The following is a 26389-nucleotide window of genomic DNA, read 5'->3' as shown; positions in this document are numbered from 1 at the left end:
ATGCCCACCACCCTTACCTCAACCCGCACAGCCTGGCGGCGCCTTTCCGCCGACCTCTCCCTGATAGCCGTTGCCTTCGTCTGGGGTGTAACCTTCGTCGCCGTAAAAAGCGCCCTTGCCGCGATCGGCGTCTTTACCTTTCTCGCCATCCGCTTCGCCATCGCCTTCCTCTTCCTTGCCCTCCTCTTCCGCCGCCGCTTAGCCGCCGCCGGCTGGCCGGCCGTCAGGGCCTCGCTCGTCATCGGCGCCTTTCTCTTCGCCGGCTACGCCTTTCAGACAGCCGGCCTCCAATACACCACCGCTTCCAGCGCCGGCTTCATCACCGGCCTCGCGGTAGTGCTCGTCCCCTGCCTCGCCGCCGCAAGCCGCCGGCTGCCCGGCCGTCCGGTCGTCGTCGGCGCCGGTCTCTCCGTAGCCGGCCTCGCCCTCCTCACCCTCAACAACGGGCTAGCCGTCAGCTACGGCGACCTCCTCGTCTTCTTCTGCGCCATCTCCTTCGCCCTCCACATCATCGCCACCGGCCGCTACGCGCCCCGCTTCGACGCAAAAATCCTCGCCACCCTGCAGATCGGCGCCACCGCCCTCATGAGCGGCCTCGTCGCGGCAAGCTCCGAAACAATGCCCGCCCTGCTTACGACCGACGTCCTGATCGCTCTGGCCGTCACCGCCATTCCCGCCACCGCCCTCGCCTTCCTGGTCCAGACCACCGCCCAGCAGTTCACCACCCCCAGCCGCACCGCCATCATTTTCGCCCTCGAACCTGTCTTCGCCGCCCTCGCCGGCATCGTCCTCCTCGGCGAAACGCTCTCCGGGCAGCAAATCCTCGGCTGCGTCCTCATCCTTGCCGGCACGCTCGCCAGCGAACTCCTCCCCGACCGCGACAGCGCGTGAAACATACAAAGACCCGCGGGCTTTTGCCCCGCGGGTCTTTTCCTTTAAAACGACTTCGTCTCGTACAGCCCAAGCACCCGGATCTCAAGTGCGCCCCCGTGCTTGGCCACCACTTCCTCCAGAGCATCGGCGCTGCCGCCGGCCGCTTCAGCCACGAAAACATACTCTCCCAGCCTCGTCTTCGCCGGCCGGTCATGCAGAGCCGTCAGCTTGAAACCCTTACGCCCGAGATCATACAACAGCCCCGGCACCTTATCCGCCGGCCCGCTGACCACCACGGCCGCCTTCGCTTTCGCCGGCGCCGCCTGCTTCTTCAGCGTCACCACCCAGAACCGGGTCACATTCGTATTCGTATACTGAAGATCGTTCGCCAGTATGCTCAGGTTGTACACCGCCGCCGTACGCGACGCGGCGATGGCGGCCACCGAGGGATCGCCCATCTCGGCCACCTTCCTCGCGGCCTCGGCCGTGCTCGACACCTCCACAAGCTTGGCATCGGGCAAATTCTTCTTCAACCACTCACGGCTCTGGGCGATGCCCTGAGGATGAGACATGACCGTCTTCACCCCGCTCAGAGCAGCCCCCGGAAGCGCCAGCAGCGTCTGTCTGATCGGCAGGTTAAGCTCGCCGACCACCCGCAATCCCTTGTTGGCGACCACCAGATCTATATACCTATAAACCGGCCCGCCGATCGTATTCTCGACCGGCACCACCGCATAATCGCACTCGCGGCGATCCAACATCGCCAGCGATTCGGCCACCGTCGCCGCCGGCACCAGCGTCTCCTGCTGCCCGAAATGCAGAAAAGCCGCTTCCTCCGTATAAGTTCCCGCCGGTCCGAGGTAGCTGACCGCCGCCCCGGCCGTCCCGGTAAAGGCAAACGCCAGCACCAGGAGAAATACAATGGATAATGAAAGCCGTCTGTTCAATCTATCCCTCTCCTCTCCGATTTTCCGATCTAATTATGTATCAGGCGGCCGAATTCCTGCATCGCCGGAAAAATATGCCATCGTGTGCAATGCGGAGCCCCCGCGCATATCGCATTGTTCCTACGCCCGGCCGGGAAGCACCTTCCCGCCGCCTTGCGCGCCAGACTTCCCGGCCCTCTTTCTCCATACCTGGCTGGCGGTAAGAAGAATCACCGAAACCACGATCACCGCCGCCGACAAGACCGTCCGCCCGTTCAAAGCCTCGCCGCCCAGCACGACGCCCAGCAGCATCGCCACCACCGGATTCACATACGCATACGTCGAAGTCAGCACCGGCGGAGCGTTCTGCAGCAGCCATACATACGCGCTGAAACCCACCAACGACCCGAATACGACCAGATAACCAAACGCCAGCAAAGACCGCGGCGACACCGTCGCCACAGCCGCTTGCCCCACTTCGCCCGTTACCGCGCCTATCAATAGCAGCACCGCGCCGCCGCCCAGCATCTGCATCCCCGTCGACATCACCGCCGAACTTGGCATACTCAGCTTGCGCGACGCAATCGACCCCAGGCCCCACAAAAAAGACGCCCCGACCAGCACCGACGCCCAAAACGGGCTAACCGGGCTGGCCCCCAAAATAACGTTCTCGCCGCCGGCCAGCAGCCCGATGCCCACCAATCCCAGCGCCACCCCGGCCCATATCGTCGGGCTCGGCCGCACATCCTTCAGCCACAGCCAGTTGAGCGTCACCATCCACAGCGGCGCCGTCGCCACCAGCAAAGCCGTAAGGCTTGACGGCACCATCCGCGAAGCCCATACCACGCCTCCGTTGCCCCCCGCCAGCAAAAGAATCCCCACCCCGGCGGCCCGCAGCCAGTCGCCGCCCGTCGGTGCGGGAGTACCCCGCCAGCGGGACAGTGCATACATAAACCCGCCTGCCAGCACGAACCGCATCCCCGCCATCAGAAACGGCGGAAGGGTCTCAACCGCAAACCTGATCGCCAGATACGTGCCTCCCCAGCAGAAATAAACCGCTAATAAAGCAGCCACAACCGCGACCGCCTTCCTATCCGCCGCCGACAAGTTCATCTCATTTCCCCGTTTCCGTCTTTTACATGCATTATATTCTGTAATATCATCATAGTAAAGAACAAAATTCTCTTTTTAACCGGATTTTAAAAACAAACTGCAGCAGGCCACTTTGGCGCTGCTGCTGAAGTCTTCATTCGCCGCCTTATTCCGGCAACGGCAGACTGTTCGTCTCCTTCACCGACGCCAGCACGATCGTCGTCTTCGTCGAACGGATCGCCGGGATATTGCGGAACTGCTCCCGCAAAAGGCGCCCCAAATGCTCCGTGTCCCTTGTCCGCACCTTCACCAGATAACAGTCGTCGCCAGCCACGTTGTGCACCTCCAGCACCCCGGGAATCGCGGCCAGCATCCGCCCCGTATCGTCGTCCTCGCAATAATCGGCCTTCACCGCCACGAACGCCAGCAGACCAAGCCCGACGGCAGCCGGATCGAGCCTCGCGCCGTACTCCCTGATAACCCGGCGCTCCTCCAGCTTCTTTATCCGCTCCAGGACAGCGGATGGCGCCATATTCACCCTCCGGGAAATCTCGGCGTTGGAGATACGGGCATTCTGCTGCAGCATATCCACGATCTTAACATCGATATCGTCCATAATACCCTCCTGGCGTCCAAACTTCCCATCTACATTCTACCTATTTTCCCGCCGTTTTGAAACCCCGGGGACATCCTGCCGGCTCCCCGCCTGACTCAGCGCCGGCAGTACATTCTTGAACGCCGTCGCCAGCAGCCCCATCCCTTCGACAACCGCTGCGCGCTTTGTTTCAGGAATTGCCGCCAGCACCTCCGCGAAAACACGGCCCGACCGCTCGTCGATCTCATCGCGCAGCCCTTCCCCGTCCGCCGTAAGCGTCAGACTGACATACCGGCGGTCTCCCGGATCCTGCTCCCTCGTGATATACCCCTTGCGAACAAGATCGTCCACGACCCTGCTGAGAGCGCTCTTATCCATCCTCACCCTGCCGGCAAGCTCGCCGAGGGAAATTCCCGGCCGCGCTCCCACCTCAACCACGGCGTGGCACTGGGCGTAGGAGCAGTCGGCGCAAAACGACTTCTTCCCCTCCAGCAGGCCCACATTGCGGATAAAATCCTTCACTGCGTCCCGCAGGGCGGCAACCCTGTCCTCCATATAAACAAACACCTCAGTTGATAAAATAAATAGTTGTTTTTTAAAACTATTGATAATATAATTTATATGGTTATTATACCCGCCGTTACCAAAAAAGTAAATCACCAGGGAGGAATTATCCATGTCAACGTGTTCATGCCAGGCCCCCGCGAGCTCGACCCGGATTGCTTACGCCTGCGCCGGCTGCGCCGACGTCGGTGCCGTCGCTGACAGCATCAGCCGCAAACTCCGCCAGGACGGCTTCGCAACCCCGAAAGCCAGCTGCCTGGCCGGCATCGGTGCCGGTCTCCAGCCCTTCATCGACGCCGCCAAAGCCGCCGGCACAGTCATCACCATCGACGGCTGCGAAACAGCCTGCGCCCGCAAAATGATCGAAAATATCGGCCTAACCCCCGAGGCGGTCATCCTTACCCAGATGGGTCTCGAAAAAGGCAAAACCACCCCTACCCCCGACCTCTGCGACAACCTCTGCAAGGCTATCGCCACCCGCTTTGCGGCCCCCTGAGACTTGCCGAAAGGAGATATCAGGCAATGCTGAAGCGGATCAGCGGTTGGCTCGGCGAAGCGCTGCAGCCAAAACACCGCCGGATCGCCTGTCTGCAGGTCGAAGTCTCGACAGCCTGCCAGCTTTCGTGCCGCTATTGCCCGCGCACCGTCATGGCTAACGGCTGGCGAAGCGAGATCATGTCGTGGGATCTATACGAGCGATGCCTCGCGCCCCATTTCGACCTGTTCGCAATGATCTTCCTTCAAGGCTGGGGCGAACCCCTCACCAACCCGCGCTTCTGGGACATGGTAGCCCTGGCTAAAAAAGCCGGCCGCCAGGTAGGCTTCATAACCAACGCCCTGCTCTTCGGTCCCCGTGAAATCGAGCTGGCCTGCGAGCTCGACGTTGACCTGGTCTGCTTCACCTTCACCGGCGCCACCGCCGCCACCCACGAGCACTACCGCGCAGGGGCGGATTTTACGGCCCTGGCCGGCAGCGTCGCCGCCCTTGCCGCCCGCAAGGCGGCCGGGGGGCGAAGCAATCCGACCATCGGCGTATCGTACACCATGATCCGGGGCAACCTCGCGGAGCTGCCTGAAGCCGTCCGCCTGGCCGCCACCCTCGGCGCCGGCCAGTTCACCGCCAACCACCTCGACTGCATCCCCGCGCCGGCCCTGGAAAACGACGCCGTATTCCTCAGCCCCCGCCAGGACGACGAGGCCCTCGTCGCTGATGCCGCCCGCCAGGCCGCCTCCGCCGGCATCTTCTTCCGGGCCGAGCCGCCCACACTCGGCGGCGAAATATTGGTTTGCGAAGCCAACCCGCTCCACACCACGCTGTTCGTAAAAGCGGACGGAACGGTCGTACCGTGCCATCAGATGGCGCTGCCGCAGGATATCGTCAGCAGCCTCTGGTTCCGGGGAGCGCCCTGCGGCTATAGTCCCCTCACCCTAGGCAACGCCGCCGATACCCCGCTGCCGGAAATTCTCGCCAACCGGCAGGCGCAAGAAATATTCGACTGCTTCGAGCGGCGGGCCGGCTTTAGCCTTGACCGCCCCATCCCCGAGGCGCCGCCCGTCTGCAAAGCATGCTACAAACTGTATGGGGCGTAGAACCTCGCTCTCCCTCGCGGCTTAGAGAAAAACTTAGCAGGCCCTCACGGCCTGCTAAGTCAAACGGCGCTTTCTGCGCCAGGCGCCGTAAAGGCGCCTCATCGTGTTATCAGCCGCCCCGGGCCGCCTTTCCCGATAACCCAGAGCGACATAACCCGCCACGACAATCCCCAGAAGAAAGCCTGTTCCCACCCCGGCCGAAAACACCCTGAGAAACTCGGCATCCGTCACAGCGATCCCCCTCGTCTCAATGCCTGCGCTCGCGTGCGCGCAGCCGAAAATAACGAAACGGCGCAACCCTCATCTGGTTAACGCGGCCATGCCTGCGACGCGAAACAAACCAGGCATACCCTCCCGCCACGAGCGCCGCGGCGACAATCGCATAAAGCAGCGCCTCGCCGGTCGCCTTCAAGGACAGCCCCGTCCACCACCTCAACAGCTCCGCATATAAATAATCAAGCATCCCGCACTCATTCCTTGCTGTCTTTTTCCAAATTGTATCATAATTTACATATATTTACAACAGATAATATTATTATTCCCTTCCTCCCCCAAAACATCCCAACTCTTCCTTTTCTCGTAGCGGCCAACGCCTCCATAACAAAACGAAAAGCCCTCTGCATTGTGCACTGAACCCCGGCCAATGGACACAGATAAAAAGCCCTATCGTAGGATTAGATGAGATTACGCAAACTGGCGTCGTTTTTCGAGCGGCGTCAGTTTTGTTTTGAGTTGAATACGCTCGTGGTTGTAGAAAAAAATGTAGTTATCAATAAGCTGACGCGCCTGATCGACCGTCTTTGGCTTATGCCGCCGGATACACTCGGTCTTAAGGATGCTGAAGAAGTTTTCTGCCGGCGCGTTGTCATAGCAGTTTCCCCGCCTTGACATGGACGGAGTAATGCCGTAATTTTGAGTTAGGGTGAAATATGCCTGGGAAGTGTATTGAAACCCCTGGTCACTGTGGAGGTGCAACTCTGCAGTGACCGCTTCTTTTGCCTTGGCTTGCCGAACGGTTCGCAGAACCAGGTTGACCGACTGCTCGGTTCCAGTCTGGTAGGCGACAATACTGTTGTCAAACAGGTCGCGAATCATGGATAGATACAAGGTTCCCTGCGGCGTCTGGATATAGGAAACATCCGTTACCCATTTCTGATTAGGTTTGATGGCTGTGAAATCGCGGCCGAGGATATTCGGATACCGGTGCAGTTGACCGCTCATCTGCCGGTACTTTTTTCTGCGCCGGATTTGCGCCAGCAACCCGTACTTGTTCATGATGCGCAGCACCGCCTTATGGTTTTTCTTAATGCCTCGCCTCTCAAGCCATATCCCCACACGCCTATAACCGTAAGTTCCATTAGTCTGCCGCTGGCATTTTTGAATCAAGGCGGCCAACTTCTCCTCGGCGGATGACCGGTCTTTCCGTTTGAGATACGCGTAGTAGCCGCTTCTTGATACCTCAAAGAAATTACACATGACCGCAACCGGATGCTTGCCGGCATTTTGCGCTATGGCTATGTACTTAACCTGTGCTCTCACATCCTTCCAGCAGCGTGAAGAAAAGACCGGTATAGTTCCACTTCTCTTTCAAGTTCCCGTATCCGCAGCTCCATCGCGTGGTGTGCAGTTATCGGGCTTTTTCTGGGGCGGCCTTTCTTCTTGGGGGATGCCGGAAGGGTGGTCTGTCTCCGATTGTACCGGTTAATCCAGTTCTTGATTTGTACTTTTTCAAGACCCAAGGCATCTGCTATCTCCCGCCTGGTTCTTCCATCTTGTCGCATTTGCAGGATAATCCGCTCAGCCGATTGCATATCTGTCCATTTCCGTGACATACAAAACCTCCTATCGTAGTTATCCTACAACAGGAGGCTTTTTTGCTCAATGTCCGTTTTTTCGGGTTCAGTTCATTGACCAGAGAGCTTCGCAAAAAACACATTCAGCACACCGCCGGCAACCGTTACGGCAGCCTAAACTCGGCTTGCAGCTTATTCATCAGAAATTCTATTCCCTCCTGGCGTTTCTTTTTCTCCACCGTATCAAAAACGACATTGGAAAGATACTTGCCGCTCTCGGTATCGACGACATAAATATCTTCCTTCAAACGATAATTGAAATCGTCGTCACCAGGGCCGACATTGCTTATTACGATCGCCGTAACCGGATTCGCGTTCACTACCTTGCCATACTCGACCAGCCGCTCCTTTTTCAGGATAAAGGTCTTCTGCTTCGCGCTGTCAGTTCCGACCTTACCGATGAACTCCAGAAACTCGGGGCCTTTCTTCCTGTCGTCGATATGGATCGGCACATCGCTCGCCTGAAATTTTGCCGCGATACCCTTCCTCACCTTTTCCACAAGCTCAGGCTTTTCAAGCACGACATCCGGCAAAAACACGACCACGGCAGGCTTCTTTTCCCCGAAAACTTTTGCCTCTTTATCAGCGTTCTGATTCTCGGCCGGAGGCGACCAGTTGAACTCTGCAGCCACCTTCTTGATCAGAGCTTTGGCGCCGTCGGCTGAGAACGCGTCGCTGCCTTCCTTGTAATAATTCATATACGTCATATATTGCTGCGTATTCACATCGACAACGGCAACGCTCGCTCTCGTGTCCACCCTGATCCCAGACCAGTAATTCCAGTACACATTGCAGTCGGCTACCGTTACCAGAATCATATAATCAGTATTTATCGCCCGCCCGTACTTGGCCAACTCGCCGATATCTATCGATTTTATTTCCTTTTCGTTTGCGGGGTCCGTCTTGATCTTGTCGCTGAACTCAAGGAACTCCGGCGATTTTGCCTGGTCGTCCCCGTATATTACAATACTTTTCGCATACCGGAACTTTTCTCTCAGCACGTCCCTCATTTCGGTAACAGCCCTGCCATCGGCAATAATCTTCTTATCCATGAACACGACCACCGACATCGGGGTATGAATGTTCTCTCTGATAAAATCGCCGAGCTTCGCCAAAGCTGTTGAATTAAAGCCGATCAACAGGACAAACAAAAGCGCCAATACCTTCTTCACACGGACAACCTCCTTAAAATAAAACAAAAGCCAACACCCACATATTCCCTTTACAGACAAAATAATCCTGCTTCTTCCCAGAAAGTTCCGCCAGATGACCGACCGGGTGCGGCCGTAGGGGATACTGCTCCGGGTTTGGGCTATAATATAGAGCGACCTCTATCGCGGCGAATTGCCGGCATTACGGGGGACTGCCGCATGAATATGGATATTGTTCTCATCTCCGCCAATATGCTCATCCACCCCCTCATTGCGGCATTTTTTTATTGGCGAAAACCTTTGCCTGCGCGACGGCTTCTAAATCTGTTTATTTTCAGCTCTTGGCTTTCCTTTACGGGCAACCTGCTGGGCCTCCACTTCGGAGCGTGGGATTTTACCTCGCCAACGATCGGCAAGCCTGCGACAGAACTTCTTTACGACCTTCTTGGCATGCCTCCCAAGACGATAATGCTTGTATACCTCCTTAAACCGTCCGTTCTTTACAATACCGTCGTAATAGCCATCGTATCGGGGTTGACCATCTCCTGGGAATGGGCGGCCTTAAACTACTCGCACCTTTTGGTATATAAAAACTGGAACCTCCCTTTGACATATGTGGCGGCATTTACAATCTACGCCTTTCTCGCCTATCTATGGCAGAAAAAAATCCTATAAACCGTGTTCACTCCACAGCGAAATACTGTTATTTCTCCCTGTCATTTTCGTCGCCAAGCAACTTCATTGCCGGGTTGAGCGCAGTAAACAAAGAAGTCCGGCCACTTCCCGCTGCGTGTTTAGCTTCGACATCGGCAAGCCAAATAACAAAAGCCCTGACACCCAAAGGTACGGCTGCAAGATAGATAAACGAATTGATATAGTTCCAGTTGCCAAGCCATAGTGCATCCGCCCAAACAAAAAGGGGATGCGCGACGAAAGCAAAAAGAGCCGCTACGATAGTGTTTAAAGCCGCAAAGCTCCGCCAGTCGCCACTGTATTGATAAGCGAAAACGTGGAATATCGGGTTCATAGTGTACGAGAAAGGAAAAACACTCGACTTCACCGGAATAACACGGGTTTTATATTCCCATAATCCATATTCTGTTGCAATTACGTCGGTATACCCGAACAAGAATGCCAACAGAAAACCGAACAAAATAATCTCCCTCAATCTGCTCTTATCAATCAATACAATCGACAATACGCAAACTATCGCAAGAACGATAGTGATGATCAGCCAGCCAGGAGAAAACAACTCCTTGGTAACCCAATGATAATAGGAAATGCTTGCCGAAATAACCGTGGCGTTGACTAAATGATAAAAAGCGTCCATATTAATACCTCCAAGCTCAGTTCCCATTAGCTTTTGCCGATAAAAAAAATTTATGCCGAACATCTGCGCCTTCCATGTGCGTCAAAAAAGGTCGTAGCCACTACGTAAGCTACAACACGGAAAAGGCCCTCTGTATAAACAGAGGGCCTTTTCCGTGTCTTTCTGGCATGGCAGGGGCAGTAGGACTTGAACCCACAACCAACGGTTTTGGAGACCGCTACTCTACCAATTGAGCTATACCCCTATGAATGGAGCGGAAAACGAGATTCGAACTCGCGACCCTCGCCTTGGCAAGGCGATGCTCTACCACTGAGCTACTTCCGCAAATGGCGACCCCGAACGGATTTGAACCGTCGATCTCCGCCGTGACAGGGCGGCATGTTAGACCACTACACCACGGGGCCTTGCGAGATCTTATATTACCATGCTTTCGGCCACTTTTCAAGACATCTGGCGGCCGAAAAAGCGGAAATAGCGCCCTCTGTCTCCACCATCCGCCGGCAAGGTCATGTTTACAATAACTTGCGCCGCCGCTTTGACCGGCTGGCCGTCTGGTATATAACTGGTATATAATAAGAGGTGGATAAGCAAAAAGTGAGGTATACCATGACCACAAAACACTCTCCCTGGCACGAAGCCGAAACCCACCTGGCCGCGCGCGATCCCGTCCTGGCCGCCATAATCTCCTCTTACGGCCCCTGCGCCCTGCGCCCCAAAAAAGATTACTTCGCCGTCCTTTGCGAATCCATAGTATCGCAACAGCTCGCCGTAAAAGCCGCCGACGCCATCCACGACCGGTTTACAGCCTACTACGGCGGCGAGCCGACACCTGACAAGCTTGCCGCCACACCGCCGGAAAAACTGCGCGAACTCGGCCTCTCCGGCCGCAAAGCCGAATACATGCTCGACCTGGCCGACCGCTTCCGCCGCGACGCCATCACCCCCGCCGCCTTCGCCGCCATGCCCGACGGGGAAATAATCGACCAGCTAATAAGCGTCAAAGGAATCGGCGTCTGGACCGCCCACATGTTCCTCATCTTCGCGCTCAATCGCCCCGATGTCCTCCCCGTTGGCGACTACGGCGTACGTAAAGCGTTCATGCTCTCCTACGCCCTCGACGCCCTGCCCGGCGCCAAACTCATGGAAAACATCGCCGCCCCCTGGCGGCCATGGCGTTCGATCGCCAGTTGGTACCTGTGGCGCAGCCTGGAAAATAAATAATCGACCGACACGCCGTCACCCCCTTTGCCAATGGCAAAGGGGGTTTGTCTTCCCCTTAAATCCCTTATACAAAAACTTTTATTTGGAATATATGGTAATTTTTGTAAATTAATGATAATATAAATACACAAGCCGGAAGGAGTTGGTGGTTATGATGTATTGGTACGTGGTATTCTGCGGCCTGCTGTTCGCCATTGGGATGCGAAATGGGCACTAAAGTCCGTCCTCCCTGCCCTCCCCCCGTCGACAGCGATCCCGCCCTGCGCGAACTGCTGCTGGCCTCCGACAGGCTAACAACCCTGACCTCAACCTGGTACCCGGACGAGTACCATTACATAACCGCCGAAATCTTCACCGCCCTCCTAGGAGAGTGTTTCGAAACCCCTGTATACTGTGGCCATTGAGTACCCATCATGGTTAAAAAGGCGGCCCGTCACCTCAATTTAGGGATATGCCGGAAAGAATAACGTTTGATTCTATCCCCTATGGCCCTTACTGACCCACCAGGACCGCTGGGAGCCCGACCGATGGGCAGACTTGGTCCCGGGTAAGTGTATAGAGCCGTTTGATATTCACCACTGCTGCGGTAAACGCGACCTGAAGGAGCGTTTTGGTTCTGCCTATATATCTGGCTTGACGCATTCCTTTGCGAATCAGGTGCGCCACTTTTCGCTCCACCTTGGCCCGCTTCACGTACAGCGTTCGGAATTCTTCTGTGGCCATCTCGGCCAGAATCTCCCGCCGCCGCTCTTCCTGCGAATGCAGCTCAATCGTCTTTCCCTTGCCGTGACGGGTGCACTGGTCCCGGAACTTACAACGGTTGCAGGTCGCTTTGGGGAAAACAAACACATCAATGCCGCCCTTGCGATGCCGGACCGTGGCCGTGATTTCTCCCGCCGGACACCAGCAGATTCCTTGCCCAAAATCGATGGTAAAGTCCTGTTTGCCAAACCGTTTCTTCGGGGCGTGAGCCCCTGGCAGCGGCGCCACCGGCGTTACTTGATGTTTAGCCATCTGATCGCGGGCTTCGAGTGTGCCGTACGCGGTATCCCCGAGCAGCTTGCCAGGCTTGACGAGGGTTCCCGCCAACAAGGGATCGACCGACTCGCCATCCGGCCGGTTTCCGGCAGTGATATCGATGCCGGTAATAAGTTCACTGGCTTCGTCCATGAGAATCTGGCTCTTATGGCCGTTGAACCTGCCGCTTGAGGTTTTGTGTCCGTGCCTCATGTCCGGGTCCGTTACCGAAAGAATGCGGTCAGGAGCCACGCCCTGTTTGAGATGGATACCGGTGTCATCGGTGACAATATCCTGCTCGGTGACATTACCCAGGAGTTCCATGGCCGTCTTTTCGTCCGCCGTCAATTCGGCCCCCTTGAGCGCATCCAAGATGGCGCGACCGTCGCCGACCAACTGGCGGAGGAGCTGGGTTCTGGCTTCAGCATCATCCCACCGGATCTTCTCCTTGCCGTTTTGGCTGTAATCCAAGGACAAAGAAAGGGCGTTCAACCGGTCCCGTGCCGTACCGCCGGCATGACTGCTTACGGCGAACATCTTCTGGATGGCCTTTTTAATTAAGGTGTAGGTGTCCTGGAGAGCGCCCGCTCCCAGCACCTGGGTGGAGTCAAGAATCTGCAGTCCCCGGTCCTTCAAGATCCCCGTTTCTTTGGCGAGGCGGACAAATCGTTCAAAAACCAGCTTCTGTTGCTTATTGAGCAGCAGCCGGGTACGAAACCGGCACAGGGCCGTATGGTCGAAGCCCGTTTCGTTCAGGCCCAGACCCAGCGCTTTTTTCCAGCGCAGGTCATAGCGGGCGCGCTGTTCCGCTTCCCGATCCGAAACGTTGTCATGATACATCAACAACAGCACTTTCGACAGCAGAGCCGGAGAAACCGAAGGCCGGCCAACGGCACTGTACAGGTCGGCAAAGTCTTCTTCCCGGATGAGGCGCTCGCCCCACCGGGCAAACAGTCCGTAAATGCTATCGGGATCGACCAGCGGACCATCCAGCCACGCTTCTAAATCCAATAAGCTGGTCTGTTTATCTTGGCTTCCTAACACGGCGTTCACCTCTACAGGTAAATTCGCCGTCAGGCCTTGATTTCCCTGGTTTCAAGGGAATCTCCGGTTTGATTTCAATGGGTTTTGCAACACACTCCTAGACCTGCAAATAGCCGCCCGCAAACTGCCGGCCAGCCGCTGAACCGACATACCCGCAGCCATCTTTTTTCTTGCCTGTCGTCTCACGGTGGTGTAATATAGTGGCATTAGTCACTAATCACCGTCGGGAGGAACCATGGCCACCATCGATATCAGGCTTTTCAACATCGAAGATTACGATCTGGCGTTAGAACTTTGGCAACATGCGGGCTTGGCCCTAAGACCCGGCGACGACAAACCCTCCCTCCTCCGCACCCTGGAGCGCAATCCCGGACTCTCCCTCGTCGCCTGCGCCGACGGCGAAATCATCGGCACCGCCATCGGCACCTTTGACGGTCGCCGCGGACACCTCTATCACCTCGCCGTGTTGCCCGCCTGCCAGGGGCAGGGTGTCGGCCGCCGCCTCATCGACGAAGTTGCCAAACGCCTCGTCGCCCTCGGCTGCCCCCAGCTCAACCTCTCCGTAAACCTCGACAACGCCAACGCCATCAAGTTTTACGAAGCAATCGGCTTCGAAACCCGCGGCTATATGATGAGTAAAACGCTCTAAACACCGGCAACCCGATGCGAATTAGCATCGGGTTTGAACTTTAATACAACACTTTCCTTTTCCGACCGCTGCATTACCCGGCGCGAATTCGCCACACGCTGCGGCTCGCCCGGCACCGGAAAACAGACATTTAGCAAAATATCCCTTGATTTTTATAGACGACCGGTCTAATATATAATCATGGATAAACAAGACGTACGCCTCCACCTGATCGAAGTCGGCGCCAAAGCCTTCATGGCCAAAGGCTACCACGCCGTCGGCCTCAAGGAAATCCTCGCCGACGCCCAAGTGCCCAAAGGGTCCTTCTATTACTACTTCCGCTCCAAGGAAGACTTCTGCATCGCCATCATCGACCACTACATCCGCCTGTACGCCGAACGGCACCTCGCCGTCCTCGCCGACCGCGCCCGGCCGGCCAGAGACCGCCTCCTCGCCTTCTTCGCCCAGGAAAAGCAATACTTCCGCGAAAAACAATGCCAGCACGGCTGCCTGCTCGCCAAGCTCGCCCTCGAAATGGCCCTGCTCAGCGAGCCCATCCGCGCCGAACTTCAGCGCGGCATGAACGGCTGGATACGCACCGTCGCCGCCTGCCTTGCCGAGGGCGTGGCCGCCGGCGAATTCACCCTCTTCCAGCCCCCCGAAATCATGGCCGAATTCCTCTACGCCGCCTGGGCCGGCGCCATAACCCGCATGCAGGCCACCCAGTCCCTGCAGCCGCTCGAAATCTTCACCGCCTTCGCCGCCCGCGAACTCGGCGGCCGGCTTGACTAAACCCTTTTGCATCTAGACGACCGGTCTACTACGGACCTGTGTCGCATAGATTATAAAAACAGCCAAAGGAGCGTGTTGTCCATATGCTTACCATCTCCCCCGCCTGCGTCAAGTGCGGCATCTGTGCCGAGATATGCCCTCTCAGCATAATCGGCATGGACGAAAGCGGCCCCAAAATGCTCAACAAAGACGCCTGCATCCGCTGCGGCCATTGCGTCGCCTCCTGTCCTCACGCCGCCCTCGACAATAGCCTCACCCCCCTTGCCGATCAGGTCCCCCTCGGCGACTTCCCCGTCCTCGACGCCGACACCGCCGCCCGGTTCCTGCGGTCACGCCGCTCCGTCCGCCGCTATAAACCCGACCCCGTACCCCAGGAAACGCTACTCCGGCTCCTTGACATCGCCCGCTTCGCCCCCACCGGCGGCAACACCCAGGGACTTTCCTACCTCGTCGTCAGCGACCGCGCCCTGATGCGCAAACTCTGCGACGCCACCCTAACCTGGATGGAAGAACAAGTTCGCGACAACGTCCCCTGGATTCAGCCCTACGCCCATATCGTCCGACGCTACCGGCAGGGCGGCCATGATATCTTCCGCGGCGCACCCCACCTCATCGTCGCCTACGCTCCCAAAAACTTCCCCATCGGCGAAAAAAACACCCGCTACTCCCTTGCCTACGCCGAACTCTACGCCCCCGCCCTCGGCCTCGGCACCTGCTGGTCGGGTTTCTTCGAAATGTGCGCCTTCGCCGGCTACCCCGCAATCTACGACCTGCTAGCCGTCCCTGAGAATATGGTCATTACCGGCGCCATCTTCTGCGGCTACCCGGTGTACCGCTACCACCGCCTCGTCGACCGCAACCCCCTCGTCGTCGACTGGCGCTGATCAACGCCCCTCCCTTCTCCACCCCTCCATAAGAAAAAACAGCCCTCAGGGCTGTTTTTTCTGTCTAAAACCTGACACCCACCCCGGCCGCGCCGAACCCCTTCATCACGGTCGTGCTGTCGGTGGACCCCCTGACGCGCTTATAGCTCATGTCCAAAAACATGTCATTCTTCAGCGCGAACGCCGTCCCGATCACGAAATCCTCCACCTTGTCGTTCCTCACATAGGTGGAATACGCGCTGTACTTCCCGCCGCCGAAATCGTACCGCAGCGCCAGGCCGTAGACATACCCGCGGATACTGTCCGTCGCCGTATCGGTCGCCGTCGCCTGGCGGCCATTCAGGTTACGGTACCCGGCCAGCAGGCCGACATGGCGCGAGAGGGAATACTGCAGCCCGTAATCGGTATAGCTCGTCTCCAGCCGTGTCGTTTCGCCGCTCACCGGGTCGGGTAGCGTCTTGCCCGTCGTGCCGTAGTTTACGAAAACAGCGGTCCTTTTGCCGACGCCGACGGTAGCGTAGCCTTCGTAAAACCTGAACGTGTCCCCCCAATTACCGTCCATATTGCTTGTCCGGTCCAAATTGTACATCGACAGCCCCACGATCGCCTGCCCCTCCCGGATGCCCGGATCGGGGACGGCGGCGAAAGCGGTGGCGGTCATGGCGGCCAGCAGACCGGCGGTCAGCAGCAATACCCTTCTCATGCCTGTCCTCCCGAAAGTTGATATATTGATTATACTCCGCCTTGCGGGAACATGCACGAAAAAATAATTTTATGTAAATAAAAAAGCGAATGAATAAGCGTAACTATTCACTCGCCGCCGCATTTAACACTCTACATAATAATTTAATTATCTATTTTCCCGTCCGGCCCCGTTTGGTGATCGGCACCCCGGCCTGGCAAAGCGGGCAGGCGTCGGGCTGATACGTCTGTACCTCCAGCGTCAGCAGCGCCTCCGTCCGCACTCCGAAATCGGCCTTGCCGCCGCTGCGGTCGACCAGCAGCGCCACCCCGGCGACCTCGCCGCCCTGCTCCTTCACCACCTCCAGCACCTCATGCACCGAGCCGCCGGTCGTGACGATATCCTCCACCACCAGCACCTTCTCGCCGGGGGCGATGGCGAACCCGCGCCTGAGCGTCATCTTGCCATTCTCCCGCTCGGTGAAAATGGCGCGCGTACCAAGATTCTTGCCCACCTCATGGGCGAGGATGATGCCGCCCGTCACCGGCCCGACCACCACCTGTATCCCGGCATCCCTGAACCTCTCGGCCAGCGCCGCGCACATCCTGGCGGTATGCTCCGGCCACTGCAGCACCTGGAACTTCTCCACGTACAGCGGACTGTGCAGCCCCGAGGTCAGCAGGAAATGCCCCTCCAGGACCGCCCCCGTATCGGTCAGCAGCTTCCTTACCGTAGCTTCCTCCATGTCAAACCGCCTCCATCTCCCGCAAAATCGCCAGCGCCGCCGCCCGCGGGTCGGGCGCGGCGGTTATCGGCCGGCCCACCACCAGATGGCTGGCCCCGGCCCTCAAAGCCCCGGCCGGCGTAGCTACCCGGCTCTGGTCGTTAACCGCGCTGCCGGCCGGTCGCACCCCCGGCGTAACGATGAGAAACTCCGGCCCGCACGCCTCGCGGATAGCGGCCGCCTCCTGCGGCGACGCCACCACCCCGTCCAGCCCGGCCTCCTTCGCCATCTCCGCCAGCCGGACCGCCTGGGTCCTGATCGGCAGGGCGCAGTTCAACCTCGACCACTCGGCCTCGTCCATGCTTGTAAGTACCGTCACCGCGACCAGCTTCGGCCTGGGCCGGCCGCTCGTCGCCGCCGTTTCCACGGCCGCCGTCGCAGCCCCTTTCATCATCGCCAGCCCGCCGGAAGCGTGGACGTTAATCATCGTCGCCCCCATCATGGATAAAACCTTGGCGCTCTGGCTCACCGTGTTGGGGATGTCGTGCAGCTTAAGGTCGAGAAAGACCTCCTTGCCGGCCGCGCGCAGGCAGCGGACCGCCTCGCCGCCCACGGCGTAGAAAAGCTCCATCCCCACCTTGTAATGCCCCACCGCGTCGCCCAGCTCGGCCACAAGCCTCTGGACCTTGTCCATATCGGGAAAATCAAGCGCCACAATCAGACGATTATCGCTCAAATTAATCACTCCATCGCCCTTATATACGCAGGCTGTTCAGAGCGATCAGATGCAAGGCGGCTCCGAGGACGCTTGCTAGCGTACACGCTAGTACGCTAGCAAGCGCCCGCAGGAACAACGCAGCAGATGGCGCTATCAACAGCCTGCCACAGTATAAATGTCTAAATACTATCGTTAACCCGTCCGACTATATCGCGCACACTTTTCAGCCCGCGCTCCACCAGATAATCCTGGATTCCCTCGGCGATCTCCACACTCGCCCGCGGGTTGACGAAGTTGGCGGTACCCACCGCCACCGCGCTCGCTCCGGCCAGCAGAAACTCGATCGCGTCCTCCGCCGTCATGATGCCGCCCAGGCCGATCACCGGGCACTTAACCGCCCGCGCCACCTGCCACACCATCCTCAAAGCCACCGGCTTGATCGCCGGCCCCGACAGGCCGCCCACCACGTTGCCCAGCTCCGGCCGCCACCGGTGGATATCGATCGACATGCCCAGCAGCGTGTTGATGAGCGAAACGGCGTCGCTGCCCGCGTCCTCGGCCGCCCTGGCGATGCTCACGATATCGGTCACATTCGGCGACAGCTTGGTGATCACCGGCAGGACCGTGTTCTTGCGCACCGCCGTCACAACGGCGGCGGCGCTCATGCAGTCGGTGCCGAAAGCGATGCCGCCCTCCTTCACGTTGGGGCAGGAAATATTCAGCTCCAGGCCCGCCACTCCCGGCACGCTCAGCCGTCTCGCCAGCTCGGCGAACTCGTCCGTCGTCGCGCCGGCGATATTGACGATGATCGGCACGTCGTACGCGGCCAGACCCGGCAGAATGCGGCTCACGAACTCATCCACGCCCGGATTTTCCAGCCCGATGCAGTTGAGCATCCCGGCCGGCGTCTCGGCGATTCGCCGCCCTTTGTTGCCGTCGCGAGGCGTAAGAGTCGTTCCCTTTACAACTATGGCGCCGATCTTGTTCAGATCGACGAAATCGGCGTACTCCGGCCCCGAGCCGAACGTCCCCGACGCCGTCATCACCGGCGTCTTCATCTTGATGCCCGCAATCTCCACCGCCAGCGTCACAGCTCCAACACCTCCTCAGCCCAGAACACCGGGCCGTCGCTGCAAACCTTGCGGCGCTTGCCGTCGGTGCCGGCGCACGTGCAGGACAGGCAGGCCCCCACGCCGCAGGCCATATGATCCTCGAACGAAATCTGGCATGGGATGCCCTTATCCCTCGCCAGCCGCGCCACCCCCTCCATCATCCGCAGGGGGCCGCAGGCGTAAATGCGGTCATACTTGCAATTCTCCAGCAGCTCGGGCAACAGGTCGATCGTAAACCCCCTGCGTCCCATCGAGCCGTCGTCGGTCGTCACGTGGATGCTGCGGCAGGTGCCGAGAAAAACGTTCCGCCACCACAGCTCCTCCTTGGTGCGTCCGCCCATCAGCGCCGTCACCGGCTTGGGGCAAAGCGCCTTGGCGAGGAACAGCAGCGGCGCCAGGCCCATGCCGCCCCCCACCAACAAAGGCCGCTCGGTATTCATATCAAAGCCGTTGCCCAGCGGGCCCATGCAATCCACGAACTCGCCCGGCGGCAGCGACGCCAGCAGCGCCGTCCCCTTGCCGACCACGCGGTAGATGACCGTGATATTGCCCACCTCGCGGTCCACCTCGGCGATGCTCAGCGGCCTGCGCAGCAGCGGGTGGTAGCTCTCCCCCACCCTCACGTGCACGAACTGGCCGGGCTGGGCCGTCCTGGCGATCGCCGGCGCGCCGAGGGTCAGGCGTTTGATCATCGGCGCGAGGCTGAAATGCTCGATGACGATGCCGTCAGCCACAGTCTTAGACAAGTGCGTCTCCTCCCCCCACGTAATCCTGGAGGGCCAGCACATACACCAGCCGCCGCTCCCGCATTACCTCCAGCACCCGCAGCACCTCGTGGGCCGTATCGATCGACGTCAGGCAGGGAATAGCGTGCTCCACCGTCGCCCGGCGGATGCGGAAACCGTCCCGCTCCGGCACCTTGCCGTGGGTCAGGGTATTGATAACCATATTTATCTTGCCGGCCTTGATGAGATCGATGATATTCGGGCCGGACTCATGCACCTTGAAGACCGTCTCGACCTCCAGGCCCAGGCCCCGTAGGTACTTGGCCGTCCCCTCGGTCGCGATCAGCTCGTAGCCGAGGCTGGCGAAGCTTTCCGCCAGCTCGCCCGCCTCCTCCTTGTCCTTGTCGGCGACGGTGAACAGCACCGTGCCGGCGGCGGGAATGTTCATGCCGGCGGCGGTTATCGCCTTATAAAGCGCCCGGGCGTAGTTGAAATCCACCCCCATAACCTCGCCGGTCGACTTCATCTCCGGCCCCAGCGATATATCCACCTGCTGCATCTTGGCGAACGAGAACACCGGCGCCTTCACCGCAGTGTACTCCTGGTTGGGCAGCAGCCCGCCCGCGTAACCCATCTCCTTGAGCGTTATCCCCATCGCCGCCTTGGTCGCCAATTCGACCATCGGCACGTTCGTCACCTTGCTCAGGAAGGGGATGGTGCGGCTCGAGCGCGGGTTGACCTCCAGCACGTACACAACCTCATCCACCACCACGTACTGGATGTTGATCAGCCCCTTCACCTTCAGACCGAGGGCCAGCCGGTTGGTGTAATCGACGATCATGTCGATGACCGCCTGCGAAAGCGTCTGCGGCGGATACACCGCGATGCTGTCGCCCGAGTGCACCCCGGCCCGCTCCACATGCTCCATGATGCCGGGGATCAGCACCTCAGCCCCGTCGGCGATCGCGTCCACCTCCACCTCGGTGCCCATCATATAGCGGTCCACCAGCACCGGATGCTCGGCCGACGCCTTCACGGCGTAGCGCATATAATCCCTCAGCTCGGCGACATTGTAGACGATCTCCATTGCCCGGCCGCCCAGCACATACGACGGACGCACCACCACCGGGAAGCCCACCTTCTCGGCGGCGGCCACCGCCTCATCGGCGCTCGTCACCGTCATGCCCCGCGGCCGCGGTATATTTAGCTTCTCCAGCAGCGCGTCAAACTTCTCGCGGTCCTCCGCCTGGTCGATATCGCCCACCGTCGTGCCGAAAATCGGCACCCCGGCCTTGGCCAGCGGACCGGCGAGATTGATCGCCGTCTGGCCGCCGAACTGAACGATAACCCCCTCCGGCTGCTCCTTATCGATGATGTTCAGCACATCCTCGGCCGTCAGCGGCTCGAAATACAGCCGGTCCGACGTGTCGAAGTCGGTGCTTACCGTCTCCGGATTATTGTTCACGATTATCGACTCGAAGCCCATCTTGCGGAGCGCCCACACCGAATGGACCGAGCAGTAGTCGAACTCGATCCCCTGACCGATGCGGATCGGACCCGACCCCAGCACCATCACCTTGCGGCGGTCGGTCGTCGCCACCTCGTCCTCCTGGGCGTACGTCGAGTAATAGTAAGGCGTCACCGCCTCGAACTCGGCCGCGCAGGTATCCACCATCTTATAACAGGGCGCGATCCCCTTGTCCTTGCGCAGTTGGCGGATATAGTCGGCCGTGCAGCCAGTCAGCTCGGCGACCGAGCGGTCGGCGAACCCCATCTTCTTGGCCGCCGCCACCAGCTCGCCGGTCAGGTTCTGCTCCGTCAGCCGTTTCTCCATCGCCACGATGGCGGCGATCTTATCGATAAACCAGCGGTCGATCGCCGTCACCCGGCAGATCTCCTCCACGCTTATACCGCGGCGCAGCGCCTCGGCGATCACGAACGCCCGCTCGTCGTTGGCCAGCTTGAGATTTTCGCGCACCTTCTCGGTCTCCAGCGCCGCGATCTCCGGGATATGGAGGCGATGAAGGCCGATCTCCAGCGAGCGGACCGCCTTCAAGAGCGCCCCCTCGAAGCTGCGGTCGATCGCCATCACCTCGCCCGTCGCCTTCATCTGCGTGCCGAGAATGCGGTCGGCGAAATTGAACTTATCGAACGGCCAGCGCGGGAACTTCACCACGCAGTAATCGAGCGTCGGCTCATGGCACGCCTTCGTCTTCTCCGTCACCGCGTTCACGATCTCGTCCAGGTGGTAGCCGATGGCGATCTTGCTCGCCACCTTGGCGATCGGGTAGCCCGTCGCCTTCGAGGCCAGCGCCGACGAGCGGCTGACCCGCGGGTTGACCTCGATGACATAGTATTTCGTGCTGTGCGGGTCGAGGGCGTACTGCACGTTGCAGCCCCCCTCGATGCCCAACGCCCTGATGATCGTCAGCGACGCCGTCCGCAGCATCTGGTACTCGTAGTCGGTCAGCGTCTGCGACGGCGCCACCACGATGCTGTCGCCCGTGTGGATGCCCACCGGGTCGAAATTCTCCATATTGCAAACCGTGATGCAGGTATTGTTCGCGTCCCGCATCACCTCGTACTCGATCTCCTTCCAGCCGGCCACGCTCCGCTCCACCAGCACCTGCCCGATCGGGCTGTGCTTCAGGCCGCGGATGACGATATCCTTAAGCTCCGCCTCGTTGGCCGCGATGCCGCCGCCCGTGCCGCCCAGCGTATACGCCGGACGGATGATGAGCGGAAAGCCGATCTCGGCCGCGAACGCCTGCGCGCTCGCCAGATCCTCGCAGATAATACTCTCCGGCACCGGCTGGCCGATCTCCTCCATCGTCTGCTTGAAAAGCTCGCGGTCCTCGGCCTTGCGGATCGCCTCCAGCGGCGTCCCCAGCAGCACCACGCCGTACTTGTCCAGCACGCCGCGCTTGGCCACCTCCACCGCCATATTCAGCCCCACCTGGCCGCCGAGGGTCGGCAGCAGCCCGTCCGGCCGCTCTTTATCGATAACCTCGGCCACGAACTCGGGGGTGATCGGCTCGATATACACCCGGTCGGCGACATTCGCGTCCGTCATGATCGTCGCCGGATTGGAATTTATCAGCACCACCTCGATGCCCTCGTCCTTGAGGGCGCGGCAGGCCTGGGTGCCGGCGTAGTCGAACTCGGCCGCCTGGCCGATCACGATCGGCCCCGACCCGATAACCATTACCTTCTTCAGCTTGGTATTCTTCGGCACCCTTACCCCTCCTTCCGCAGCAGCGTCATATACTCGTCGAACAAATATGTGTTGTCGTCCGGTCCAGGCGCCGCCTCGGGGTGGTACTGCACCGAGAAGATCGGCAGCTGCCGGTGCTTCATCCCCTCGATCGTCCCGTCGTTCACCGCCCGGTGGGTAACGACGTAATCCCTGCCGTCCAGCGTCGCCTCATCCACCGCATAACCGTGGTTCTGCGACGTGATGTACACCCGGCCGGTCGCCAGATCCTTCACCGGATGATTTGCGCCGCGGTGGCCAAACTTCAGCTTGTACGTATCCGCCCCGGCCGCCAGCGCCAGCAGCTGATGGCCCAGGCAAATGCCGAAGATCGGCTTCTTGCCCATCAGCTCCTTCACCGTCTGGATCGACTTCGGCACATCCTTGGGATCGCCCGGCCCGTTCGACAGGAACACCCCGGCGAAATCGCGGCCCAGAATATCCGCCGCCAGCGTGTCGGCCGGGAAGACCGTCAGGTCGCAGCCCGCCTTCGCCAGCGAATTCAATATATTGCGCTTGATACCGTAGTCCAACACCGCCACCCGCGGCCCCTCGGCCGGCATGCGGTACACTTCCTTCGGCGTCACCTCGGCCACCACCTCGATCTCCGGCAGCCGGCCGAACAATTCCTTTATCTCCTCCGCCCCCGCCTCCGCGGGAACGATTATTCCCTTCATCGTGCCCGCCGAGCGGATGCGGCGCGTAACCGCCCGCGTATCCACCCCATGGATGCACGGTATCCCGCGGCTCAGCAGATACTGCGGCAGGCTGCACTCCGCCTGCCAGTTGCTCGGGTCGCCGGCCAGCTCGCTGATCACGAACCCGCGCACATAAGACTTTATCGCCTGGTCGTAAACCGCCGCCGTCCCGTAGTTCCCGATCAGCGGATACGTCATCGTCACGATCTGCCCGCAATACGAAGGATCGGTCAGCACCTCCTGGTAGCCGGTCATGCCCGTGTTGAACACAACCTCGCCCACCGCCCGCTCGCGGCTTATCACCTCGCCGGCGAAAACGCTGCCGTCCTCCAGAATCAGTTTCCCTATCATCCGCACACCTCCCCGTCTTTCATCACAAAGCGTCCGCCGACAATCGTCGCCACCGCCCTGCCTTTAAGCCTTTTCCCTTCAAACGGGGTGCACTTGCCCCGCGTATAAAACTTTGCGCTGTCCACCGTCCATTCGGCCGCGGGATCGAGCACCGTGACATCCGCCGCCGCGCCGGCCTTCAGGCTGCCCGCCTCCAGGCCCAGCACGCGCGCCGGCGCCGCCGCCAGCTTCTCGATCACCTCAGGCAGCGTCAGCTTCCCGCTATGGTAAAGCCCCGTCAGCACCACGCCCACCGCCGTCTCCAGGCCGGTGAACCCGCTCGGCGCGTAGCGGAACTCCACATCCTTCTCCTCGAAAGCGTGCGGCGCGTGGTCGGTCGCGATGCAGTCGACCGTCCCGTCCTTCAGCCCGGCCACCAGCGCATCGACATGCTCCTGCGACCGCAGCGGCGGGTTGACTTTCGTCGCCGGGTCGTAGCCGATCACCGCCTCGTCGGTCAGCGTCAGGTGGTGCGGCGTCGCCTCGGCAGTCACCTTAACGCCCCGCGCCTTGGCCCGGCGGATAAGCTCCACCGCCCCGGCCGTGCTCACATGGGCCACATGCAGCCGCCCGCCGGTATACTCGGCCAGCATGACATCGCGGCCCACCGCAATATCCTCGGCCACCGCCGGCCGGCCCTTCAGCCCCAGCATCGCCGACACCGCGCCCTCGTGCATAAAGCCGTCCTCCACCAGCGACGCCTCCTCGGCGTGCGAGATTATCAGCCCGCCGAACATCCCCGCGTACTCGAAACCAGTCCGCAGTATCTTGGCGTTCGCCACATGGCGGCCGTCGTCCGATAGCGCCACCGCACCGGCCTGCAGCATATCGCCCACCTCGGCCAGCTCCTTGCCCTCCTGGCCCTTCGTCACCGCGCCGATAATCTTAACGTTCACCAGCCTTTCCAGCTCGGCGCGGCGGATCAGGCCATTAACCAGCACCGCGTCGTCCACCGCCGGCCGCGTGTTCGGCATCGTGCACACCGTCGTAAAACCGCCGGCCGCCGCCGCCCGCGTCCCTGAGGCGAAATCCTCCTTCGCCTCCTGGCCCGGCTCACGAAGATGCGCGTGCATATCGATAAAACCGGGCGCCACCACCAGGCCGCGGGCGTCGAAAACCTCCGCCCCCGCCGCGTCAATATCGCCGCCGACCTTCGCGATCACGCCATCCTCGATCAGCACATCGCCGACCTTATCGATCTTCTGCGCCGGATCGATTATCCGGCCGCCCTTAAGCACTAGTTTCAACATTCGTCCCTCCCATCAGCACAAGGAACAGAATCGCCATCCTTATCGCCAGGCCGTTCTTCACCTGCTCCTGGATCACCGACTGATCGCTATAGGCCACATCCGGCGCGATCTCCAGGCCCCGGTTCATCGGGCCGGGGTGCAGAACCAGCGCGTCCGGCTTGGCCAGATCAAGCCTCGCCCTGTTAATCCCGAAAAGGCGCGCGTACTCGCGGGCGGTCGGGAAAAGCCCCTTCTGTTGCCGCTCCTTCTGGATGCGGAGGATATTCACCACATCCGCCCCCTCCAGCGCCGGCTCCACCCGGTCATACACCTGCACACCCATCCTGTCCATATCGCGCGGCAGCAGCGTCCGCGGGCCAGCCACCCGCACCTCGGCCCCCAGCTTCAGAAGCGCCCAGATATTCGAGCGCGCCACCCGGCTGTGGAGGATATCGCCGATTATCGCCACCTTCAGCCCGGCGATCGAGCCCTTCTTCTCCTTGATCGAAAACATATCCAAAAGACCCTGGGTCGGATGCTCGTGCTGCCCGTCGCCGGCGTTCACGATCACCGGCTTCACCACCTTGGCCGCGTAGTGCGACGACCCCTCGGCCTCGTGGCGCATCACGATCACGTCCACCCCCATAGCCTCCACCGTCAGCAGCGTGTCCCTCAGGCTCTCGCCCTTCACCACGCTCGAAGCGCTCGTCGTGATATTCACCACGTCCGCCCCCAGATACTTGCCGGCCAGCTCGAAGGAAGTGCGCGTCCGGGTGCTCGGCTCGAAAAACAGATTCACAACCGACTTGCCCCTCAGCGTCGGCACCTTCTTTATATCCCGGTCGATAACATTCTTCATCTCCCGGGCCGTGTCCAGAATCAGCTCCATCTCGGGCACACTCATGCCCTGCAGCTCCAGAATGTCCCTGCCGCGCAGCGAAACCTGGCTTTTCGTCATCGGCCTCACTCCTCCCGTTCTCTCTCCCTTATGATACCCAGCCAGGCCGCCCGTTTGCCGGACAAATAAAAGCCTTCTCGGCACACCAAGGCGCGAGAAGGCCATACACAACCTCACGTATAGTTCCCTTCCGGCCTCGCAGGACCAGCTTAAAGGTACCATATTATCACAATAGCCTCCTCGCGTGTGAGAACGCAAGAAGGCCAAAAACCTCGGCTTCAAAATCCTTCCCGGTCTCACAGGACCAGCTTAAAGGCTATATGTTATTGTCAATATTCTACCACCCCTTGGCTATTCGTGTCAACAGGGGAAGGCGTCTCAAAAATCCATCTGCTGTGTT

The 26389-nt window shown here is 59.8% G+C and carries 28 protein-coding genes and 3 tRNA genes; 9 read left to right on the top strand and 22 right to left on the bottom strand.

Going from position 1 to position 26389, the window contains the following annotated elements; genetic code table 11:
* Complete coding sequence (locus Q4T40_06015; GenBank protein MDT8900791.1) at positions 1-891, top strand: DMT family transporter; 891 nt, start codon at positions 1-3, stop codon at positions 889-891.
* A gap of 44 nt (positions 892-935) precedes the next feature.
* On the opposite strand, the gene pheA is transcribed toward Q4T40_06015, so the two are convergent.
* The 4 genes from pheA to Q4T40_05995 all read right to left on the bottom strand — a co-directional run bounded on the left by pheA (position 936) and on the right by Q4T40_05995 (position 4041).
* On the bottom strand, positions 936-1820 hold the full coding sequence (gene pheA / locus Q4T40_06010; protein ID MDT8900790.1) for a prephenate dehydratase: 885 nt from the start codon (positions 1818-1820) through the stop codon (positions 936-938).
* Between the two features lie 120 nt (positions 1821-1940).
* The gene (locus Q4T40_06005; GenBank protein MDT8900789.1) at positions 1941-2873 is read right to left on the bottom strand and encodes an EamA family transporter; all 933 of its coding nucleotides are present in this window, start codon (positions 2871-2873) and stop codon (positions 1941-1943) included.
* Positions 2874-3057: 184 nt separating this feature from the next.
* Complete coding sequence (locus Q4T40_06000) at positions 3058-3507, bottom strand: Lrp/AsnC family transcriptional regulator (GenBank protein ID MDT8900788.1); 450 nt, start codon at positions 3505-3507, stop codon at positions 3058-3060.
* A 36-nt stretch (positions 3508-3543) separates the two neighbouring features.
* A complete protein-coding gene (locus Q4T40_05995; protein MDT8900787.1) occupies positions 3544-4041 on the bottom strand; it encodes a MarR family transcriptional regulator in 498 nt (165 codons plus the stop codon).
* A gap of 121 nt (positions 4042-4162) precedes the next feature.
* Here Q4T40_05995 and Q4T40_05990 point away from each other — a divergent pair, with 121 nt between their 5' ends.
* Positions 4163-4546 carry a putative zinc-binding protein gene (locus tag Q4T40_05990; GenBank protein ID MDT8900786.1) on the top strand — a complete coding sequence of 128 codons (384 nt, stop codon included), beginning with the start codon at positions 4163-4165 and terminating at the stop codon, positions 4544-4546.
* A 26-nt stretch (positions 4547-4572) separates the two neighbouring features.
* A complete protein-coding gene (locus Q4T40_05985) occupies positions 4573-5640 on the top strand; it encodes a radical SAM protein (protein ID MDT8900785.1) in 1068 nt (355 codons plus the stop codon).
* Positions 5641-5694: 54 nt separating this feature from the next.
* Here the strand turns inward: Q4T40_05985 and Q4T40_05980 are convergent, their stop codons facing one another.
* The 4 genes from Q4T40_05980 to Q4T40_05965 form a co-directional block, all read right to left on the bottom strand.
* Positions 5695-5871: a hypothetical protein gene (locus Q4T40_05980; protein MDT8900784.1), complete on the bottom strand. Its 177-nt coding sequence runs from the start codon at positions 5869-5871 to the stop codon at positions 5695-5697.
* Positions 5872-5887: 16 nt separating this feature from the next.
* Entirely contained in the window at positions 5888-6103 is a 216-nt protein-coding gene (locus Q4T40_05975) for a hypothetical protein (protein MDT8900783.1), read from the bottom strand.
* A 221-nt stretch (positions 6104-6324) separates the two neighbouring features.
* Positions 6325-7179 (bottom strand): IS3 family transposase, encoded by an 855-nt coding sequence (locus tag Q4T40_05970; protein MDT8900782.1) that lies wholly within the window; start codon positions 7177-7179, stop codon positions 6325-6327.
* A gap of 418 nt (positions 7180-7597) precedes the next feature.
* Complete coding sequence (locus Q4T40_05965; protein MDT8900781.1) at positions 7598-8665, bottom strand: hypothetical protein; 1068 nt, start codon at positions 8663-8665, stop codon at positions 7598-7600.
* Between the two features lie 198 nt (positions 8666-8863).
* Here Q4T40_05965 and Q4T40_05960 point away from each other — a divergent pair, with 198 nt between their 5' ends.
* Positions 8864-9319 carry a CBO0543 family protein gene (locus Q4T40_05960; GenBank protein MDT8900780.1) on the top strand — a complete coding sequence of 152 codons (456 nt, stop codon included), beginning with the start codon at positions 8864-8866 and terminating at the stop codon, positions 9317-9319.
* Between the two features lie 28 nt (positions 9320-9347).
* Here the strand turns inward: Q4T40_05960 and Q4T40_05955 are convergent, their stop codons facing one another.
* From Q4T40_05955 to Q4T40_05940, 4 genes are all read right to left on the bottom strand, one after another.
* Positions 9348-9974 (bottom strand): CBO0543 family protein, encoded by a 627-nt coding sequence (locus Q4T40_05955; protein MDT8900779.1) that lies wholly within the window; start codon positions 9972-9974, stop codon positions 9348-9350.
* A gap of 168 nt (positions 9975-10142) precedes the next feature.
* Positions 10143-10218 (bottom strand) — tRNA-Trp (locus tag Q4T40_05950).
* A 5-nt stretch (positions 10219-10223) separates the two neighbouring features.
* Positions 10224-10298 (bottom strand) — tRNA-Gly (locus Q4T40_05945).
* A 3-nt stretch (positions 10299-10301) separates the two neighbouring features.
* Positions 10302-10378: transfer RNA gene (locus tag Q4T40_05940), tRNA-Asp, on the bottom strand.
* Between the two features lie 202 nt (positions 10379-10580).
* Between Q4T40_05940 and Q4T40_05935 the strand changes: the two genes are divergently transcribed.
* Both Q4T40_05935 and Q4T40_05930 read left to right on the top strand, forming a co-directional pair.
* The gene (locus Q4T40_05935; GenBank protein ID MDT8900778.1) at positions 10581-11195 is read left to right on the top strand and encodes a DNA-3-methyladenine glycosylase; all 615 of its coding nucleotides are present in this window, start codon (positions 10581-10583) and stop codon (positions 11193-11195) included.
* A 206-nt stretch (positions 11196-11401) separates the two neighbouring features.
* A complete protein-coding gene (locus tag Q4T40_05930; protein ID MDT8900777.1) occupies positions 11402-11599 on the top strand; it encodes a hypothetical protein in 198 nt (65 codons plus the stop codon).
* 88 nt (positions 11600-11687) lie between these two features.
* On the opposite strand, the gene Q4T40_05925 is transcribed toward Q4T40_05930, so the two are convergent.
* Positions 11688-13256, bottom strand: a complete 1569-nt coding sequence (locus Q4T40_05925) for an IS1182 family transposase (protein ID MDT8900776.1) — start codon at positions 13254-13256, stop codon at positions 11688-11690.
* A 235-nt stretch (positions 13257-13491) separates the two neighbouring features.
* Here Q4T40_05925 and Q4T40_05920 point away from each other — a divergent pair, with 235 nt between their 5' ends.
* The 3 genes from Q4T40_05920 to Q4T40_05910 all read left to right on the top strand — a co-directional run bounded on the left by Q4T40_05920 (position 13492) and on the right by Q4T40_05910 (position 15560).
* Complete coding sequence (locus tag Q4T40_05920; GenBank protein ID MDT8900775.1) at positions 13492-13905, top strand: GNAT family N-acetyltransferase; 414 nt, start codon at positions 13492-13494, stop codon at positions 13903-13905.
* A 180-nt stretch (positions 13906-14085) separates the two neighbouring features.
* On the top strand, positions 14086-14676 hold the full coding sequence (locus tag Q4T40_05915; protein MDT8900774.1) for a TetR family transcriptional regulator C-terminal domain-containing protein: 591 nt from the start codon (positions 14086-14088) through the stop codon (positions 14674-14676).
* Between the two features lie 83 nt (positions 14677-14759).
* The gene (locus Q4T40_05910; GenBank protein ID MDT8900773.1) at positions 14760-15560 is read left to right on the top strand and encodes a nitroreductase family protein; all 801 of its coding nucleotides are present in this window, start codon (positions 14760-14762) and stop codon (positions 15558-15560) included.
* A gap of 64 nt (positions 15561-15624) precedes the next feature.
* Here the strand turns inward: Q4T40_05910 and Q4T40_05905 are convergent, their stop codons facing one another.
* From Q4T40_05905 to Q4T40_05865, 9 genes are all read right to left on the bottom strand, one after another.
* Entirely contained in the window at positions 15625-16263 is a 639-nt protein-coding gene (locus Q4T40_05905; GenBank protein ID MDT8900772.1) for a hypothetical protein, read from the bottom strand.
* A 151-nt stretch (positions 16264-16414) separates the two neighbouring features.
* On the bottom strand, positions 16415-16987 hold the full coding sequence (pyrE, locus tag Q4T40_05900; protein ID MDT8900771.1) for an orotate phosphoribosyltransferase: 573 nt from the start codon (positions 16985-16987) through the stop codon (positions 16415-16417).
* Between the two features lies 1 nt (position 16988).
* A complete protein-coding gene (gene pyrF, locus Q4T40_05895) occupies positions 16989-17702 on the bottom strand; it encodes an orotidine-5'-phosphate decarboxylase (protein MDT8900770.1) in 714 nt (237 codons plus the stop codon).
* A 161-nt stretch (positions 17703-17863) separates the two neighbouring features.
* Positions 17864-18775, bottom strand: coding sequence for a dihydroorotate dehydrogenase (locus tag Q4T40_05890; GenBank protein ID MDT8900769.1), 912 nt, complete (start codon positions 18773-18775; stop codon positions 17864-17866).
* Positions 18772-19488 (bottom strand): dihydroorotate dehydrogenase electron transfer subunit, encoded by a 717-nt coding sequence (locus Q4T40_05885; protein ID MDT8900768.1) that lies wholly within the window; start codon positions 19486-19488, stop codon positions 18772-18774. The genes Q4T40_05890 and Q4T40_05885 overlap by 4 nt, the downstream gene beginning before the upstream one ends.
* A gap of 46 nt (positions 19489-19534) precedes the next feature.
* Positions 19535-22756 carry a carbamoyl-phosphate synthase large subunit gene (gene carB, locus Q4T40_05880; GenBank protein MDT8900767.1) on the bottom strand — a complete coding sequence of 1074 codons (3222 nt, stop codon included), beginning with the start codon at positions 22754-22756 and terminating at the stop codon, positions 19535-19537.
* Between the two features lie 2 nt (positions 22757-22758).
* Complete coding sequence (gene carA, locus Q4T40_05875; protein ID MDT8900766.1) at positions 22759-23823, bottom strand: glutamine-hydrolyzing carbamoyl-phosphate synthase small subunit; 1065 nt, start codon at positions 23821-23823, stop codon at positions 22759-22761.
* The gene (locus Q4T40_05870) at positions 23820-25112 is read right to left on the bottom strand and encodes a dihydroorotase (protein ID MDT8900765.1); all 1293 of its coding nucleotides are present in this window, start codon (positions 25110-25112) and stop codon (positions 23820-23822) included. Before Q4T40_05870 ends, carA begins: the two co-directional genes overlap by 4 nt.
* Positions 25093-26049, bottom strand: coding sequence for an aspartate carbamoyltransferase catalytic subunit (locus tag Q4T40_05865; GenBank protein ID MDT8900764.1), 957 nt, complete (start codon positions 26047-26049; stop codon positions 25093-25095). Before Q4T40_05865 ends, Q4T40_05870 begins: the two co-directional genes overlap by 20 nt.
* Positions 26050-26389: the final 340 nt, after the last annotated feature.

This window comes from Selenomonadales bacterium 4137-cl (assembly GCA_032334055.1).
In the GTDB taxonomy this organism is placed as follows: Bacteria; Bacillota; Negativicutes; order Sporomusales; family UBA7701; genus Anaeroselena; species Anaeroselena agilis.
Note: the sequence above shows the minus strand (reverse complement) of the source record. Positions and strands in the feature narration are given on the sequence as shown.

Bases quoted from the DNA above. Each gene is read 5' to 3' on its own strand.
- Q4T40_05935 (MDT8900778.1), top strand. From the start codon at position 10,581: ATGACCACAAAACACTCTCCCTGGCACGAAGCCGAAACCCACCTGGCC.
- Q4T40_05975 (MDT8900783.1), bottom strand. From the start codon at position 6,103: ATGCTTGATTATTTATATGCGGAGCTGTTGAGGTGGTGGACGGGGCTG.
- Q4T40_05885 (MDT8900768.1), bottom strand. From the start codon at position 19,488: ATGATCAAACGCCTGACCCTCGGCGCGCCGGCGATCGCCAGGACGGCC.
- Q4T40_05955 (MDT8900779.1), bottom strand. From the start codon at position 9,974: ATGGACGCTTTTTATCATTTAGTCAACGCCACGGTTATTTCGGCAAGC.
- Q4T40_05960 (MDT8900780.1), top strand. From the start codon at position 8,864: ATGAATATGGATATTGTTCTCATCTCCGCCAATATGCTCATCCACCCC.
- Q4T40_05995 (MDT8900787.1), bottom strand. From the start codon at position 4,041: ATGGAGGACAGGGTTGCCGCCCTGCGGGACGCAGTGAAGGATTTTATC.
- Q4T40_05905 (MDT8900772.1), bottom strand. From the start codon at position 16,263: ATGAGAAGGGTATTGCTGCTGACCGCCGGTCTGCTGGCCGCCATGACC.
- carA (MDT8900766.1), bottom strand. From the start codon at position 23,823: ATGATAGGGAAACTGATTCTGGAGGACGGCAGCGTTTTCGCCGGCGAG.
- pyrE (MDT8900771.1), bottom strand. From the start codon at position 16,987: ATGGAGGAAGCTACGGTAAGGAAGCTGCTGACCGATACGGGGGCGGTC.
- Q4T40_05915 (MDT8900774.1), top strand. From the start codon at position 14,086: ATGGATAAACAAGACGTACGCCTCCACCTGATCGAAGTCGGCGCCAAA.
- Q4T40_05930 (MDT8900777.1), top strand. From the start codon at position 11,402: ATGGGCACTAAAGTCCGTCCTCCCTGCCCTCCCCCCGTCGACAGCGAT.
- Q4T40_05910 (MDT8900773.1), top strand. From the start codon at position 14,760: ATGCTTACCATCTCCCCCGCCTGCGTCAAGTGCGGCATCTGTGCCGAG.
- Q4T40_05990 (MDT8900786.1), top strand. From the start codon at position 4,163: ATGTCAACGTGTTCATGCCAGGCCCCCGCGAGCTCGACCCGGATTGCT.
- Q4T40_05865 (MDT8900764.1), bottom strand. From the start codon at position 26,049: ATGACGAAAAGCCAGGTTTCGCTGCGCGGCAGGGACATTCTGGAGCTG.
- Q4T40_05985 (MDT8900785.1), top strand. From the start codon at position 4,573: ATGCTGAAGCGGATCAGCGGTTGGCTCGGCGAAGCGCTGCAGCCAAAA.
- Q4T40_06000 (MDT8900788.1), bottom strand. From the start codon at position 3,507: ATGGACGATATCGATGTTAAGATCGTGGATATGCTGCAGCAGAATGCC.
- Q4T40_05920 (MDT8900775.1), top strand. From the start codon at position 13,492: ATGGCCACCATCGATATCAGGCTTTTCAACATCGAAGATTACGATCTG.
- Q4T40_05870 (MDT8900765.1), bottom strand. From the start codon at position 25,112: ATGTTGAAACTAGTGCTTAAGGGCGGCCGGATAATCGATCCGGCGCAG.
- Q4T40_06015 (MDT8900791.1), top strand. From the start codon at position 1: ATGCCCACCACCCTTACCTCAACCCGCACAGCCTGGCGGCGCCTTTCC.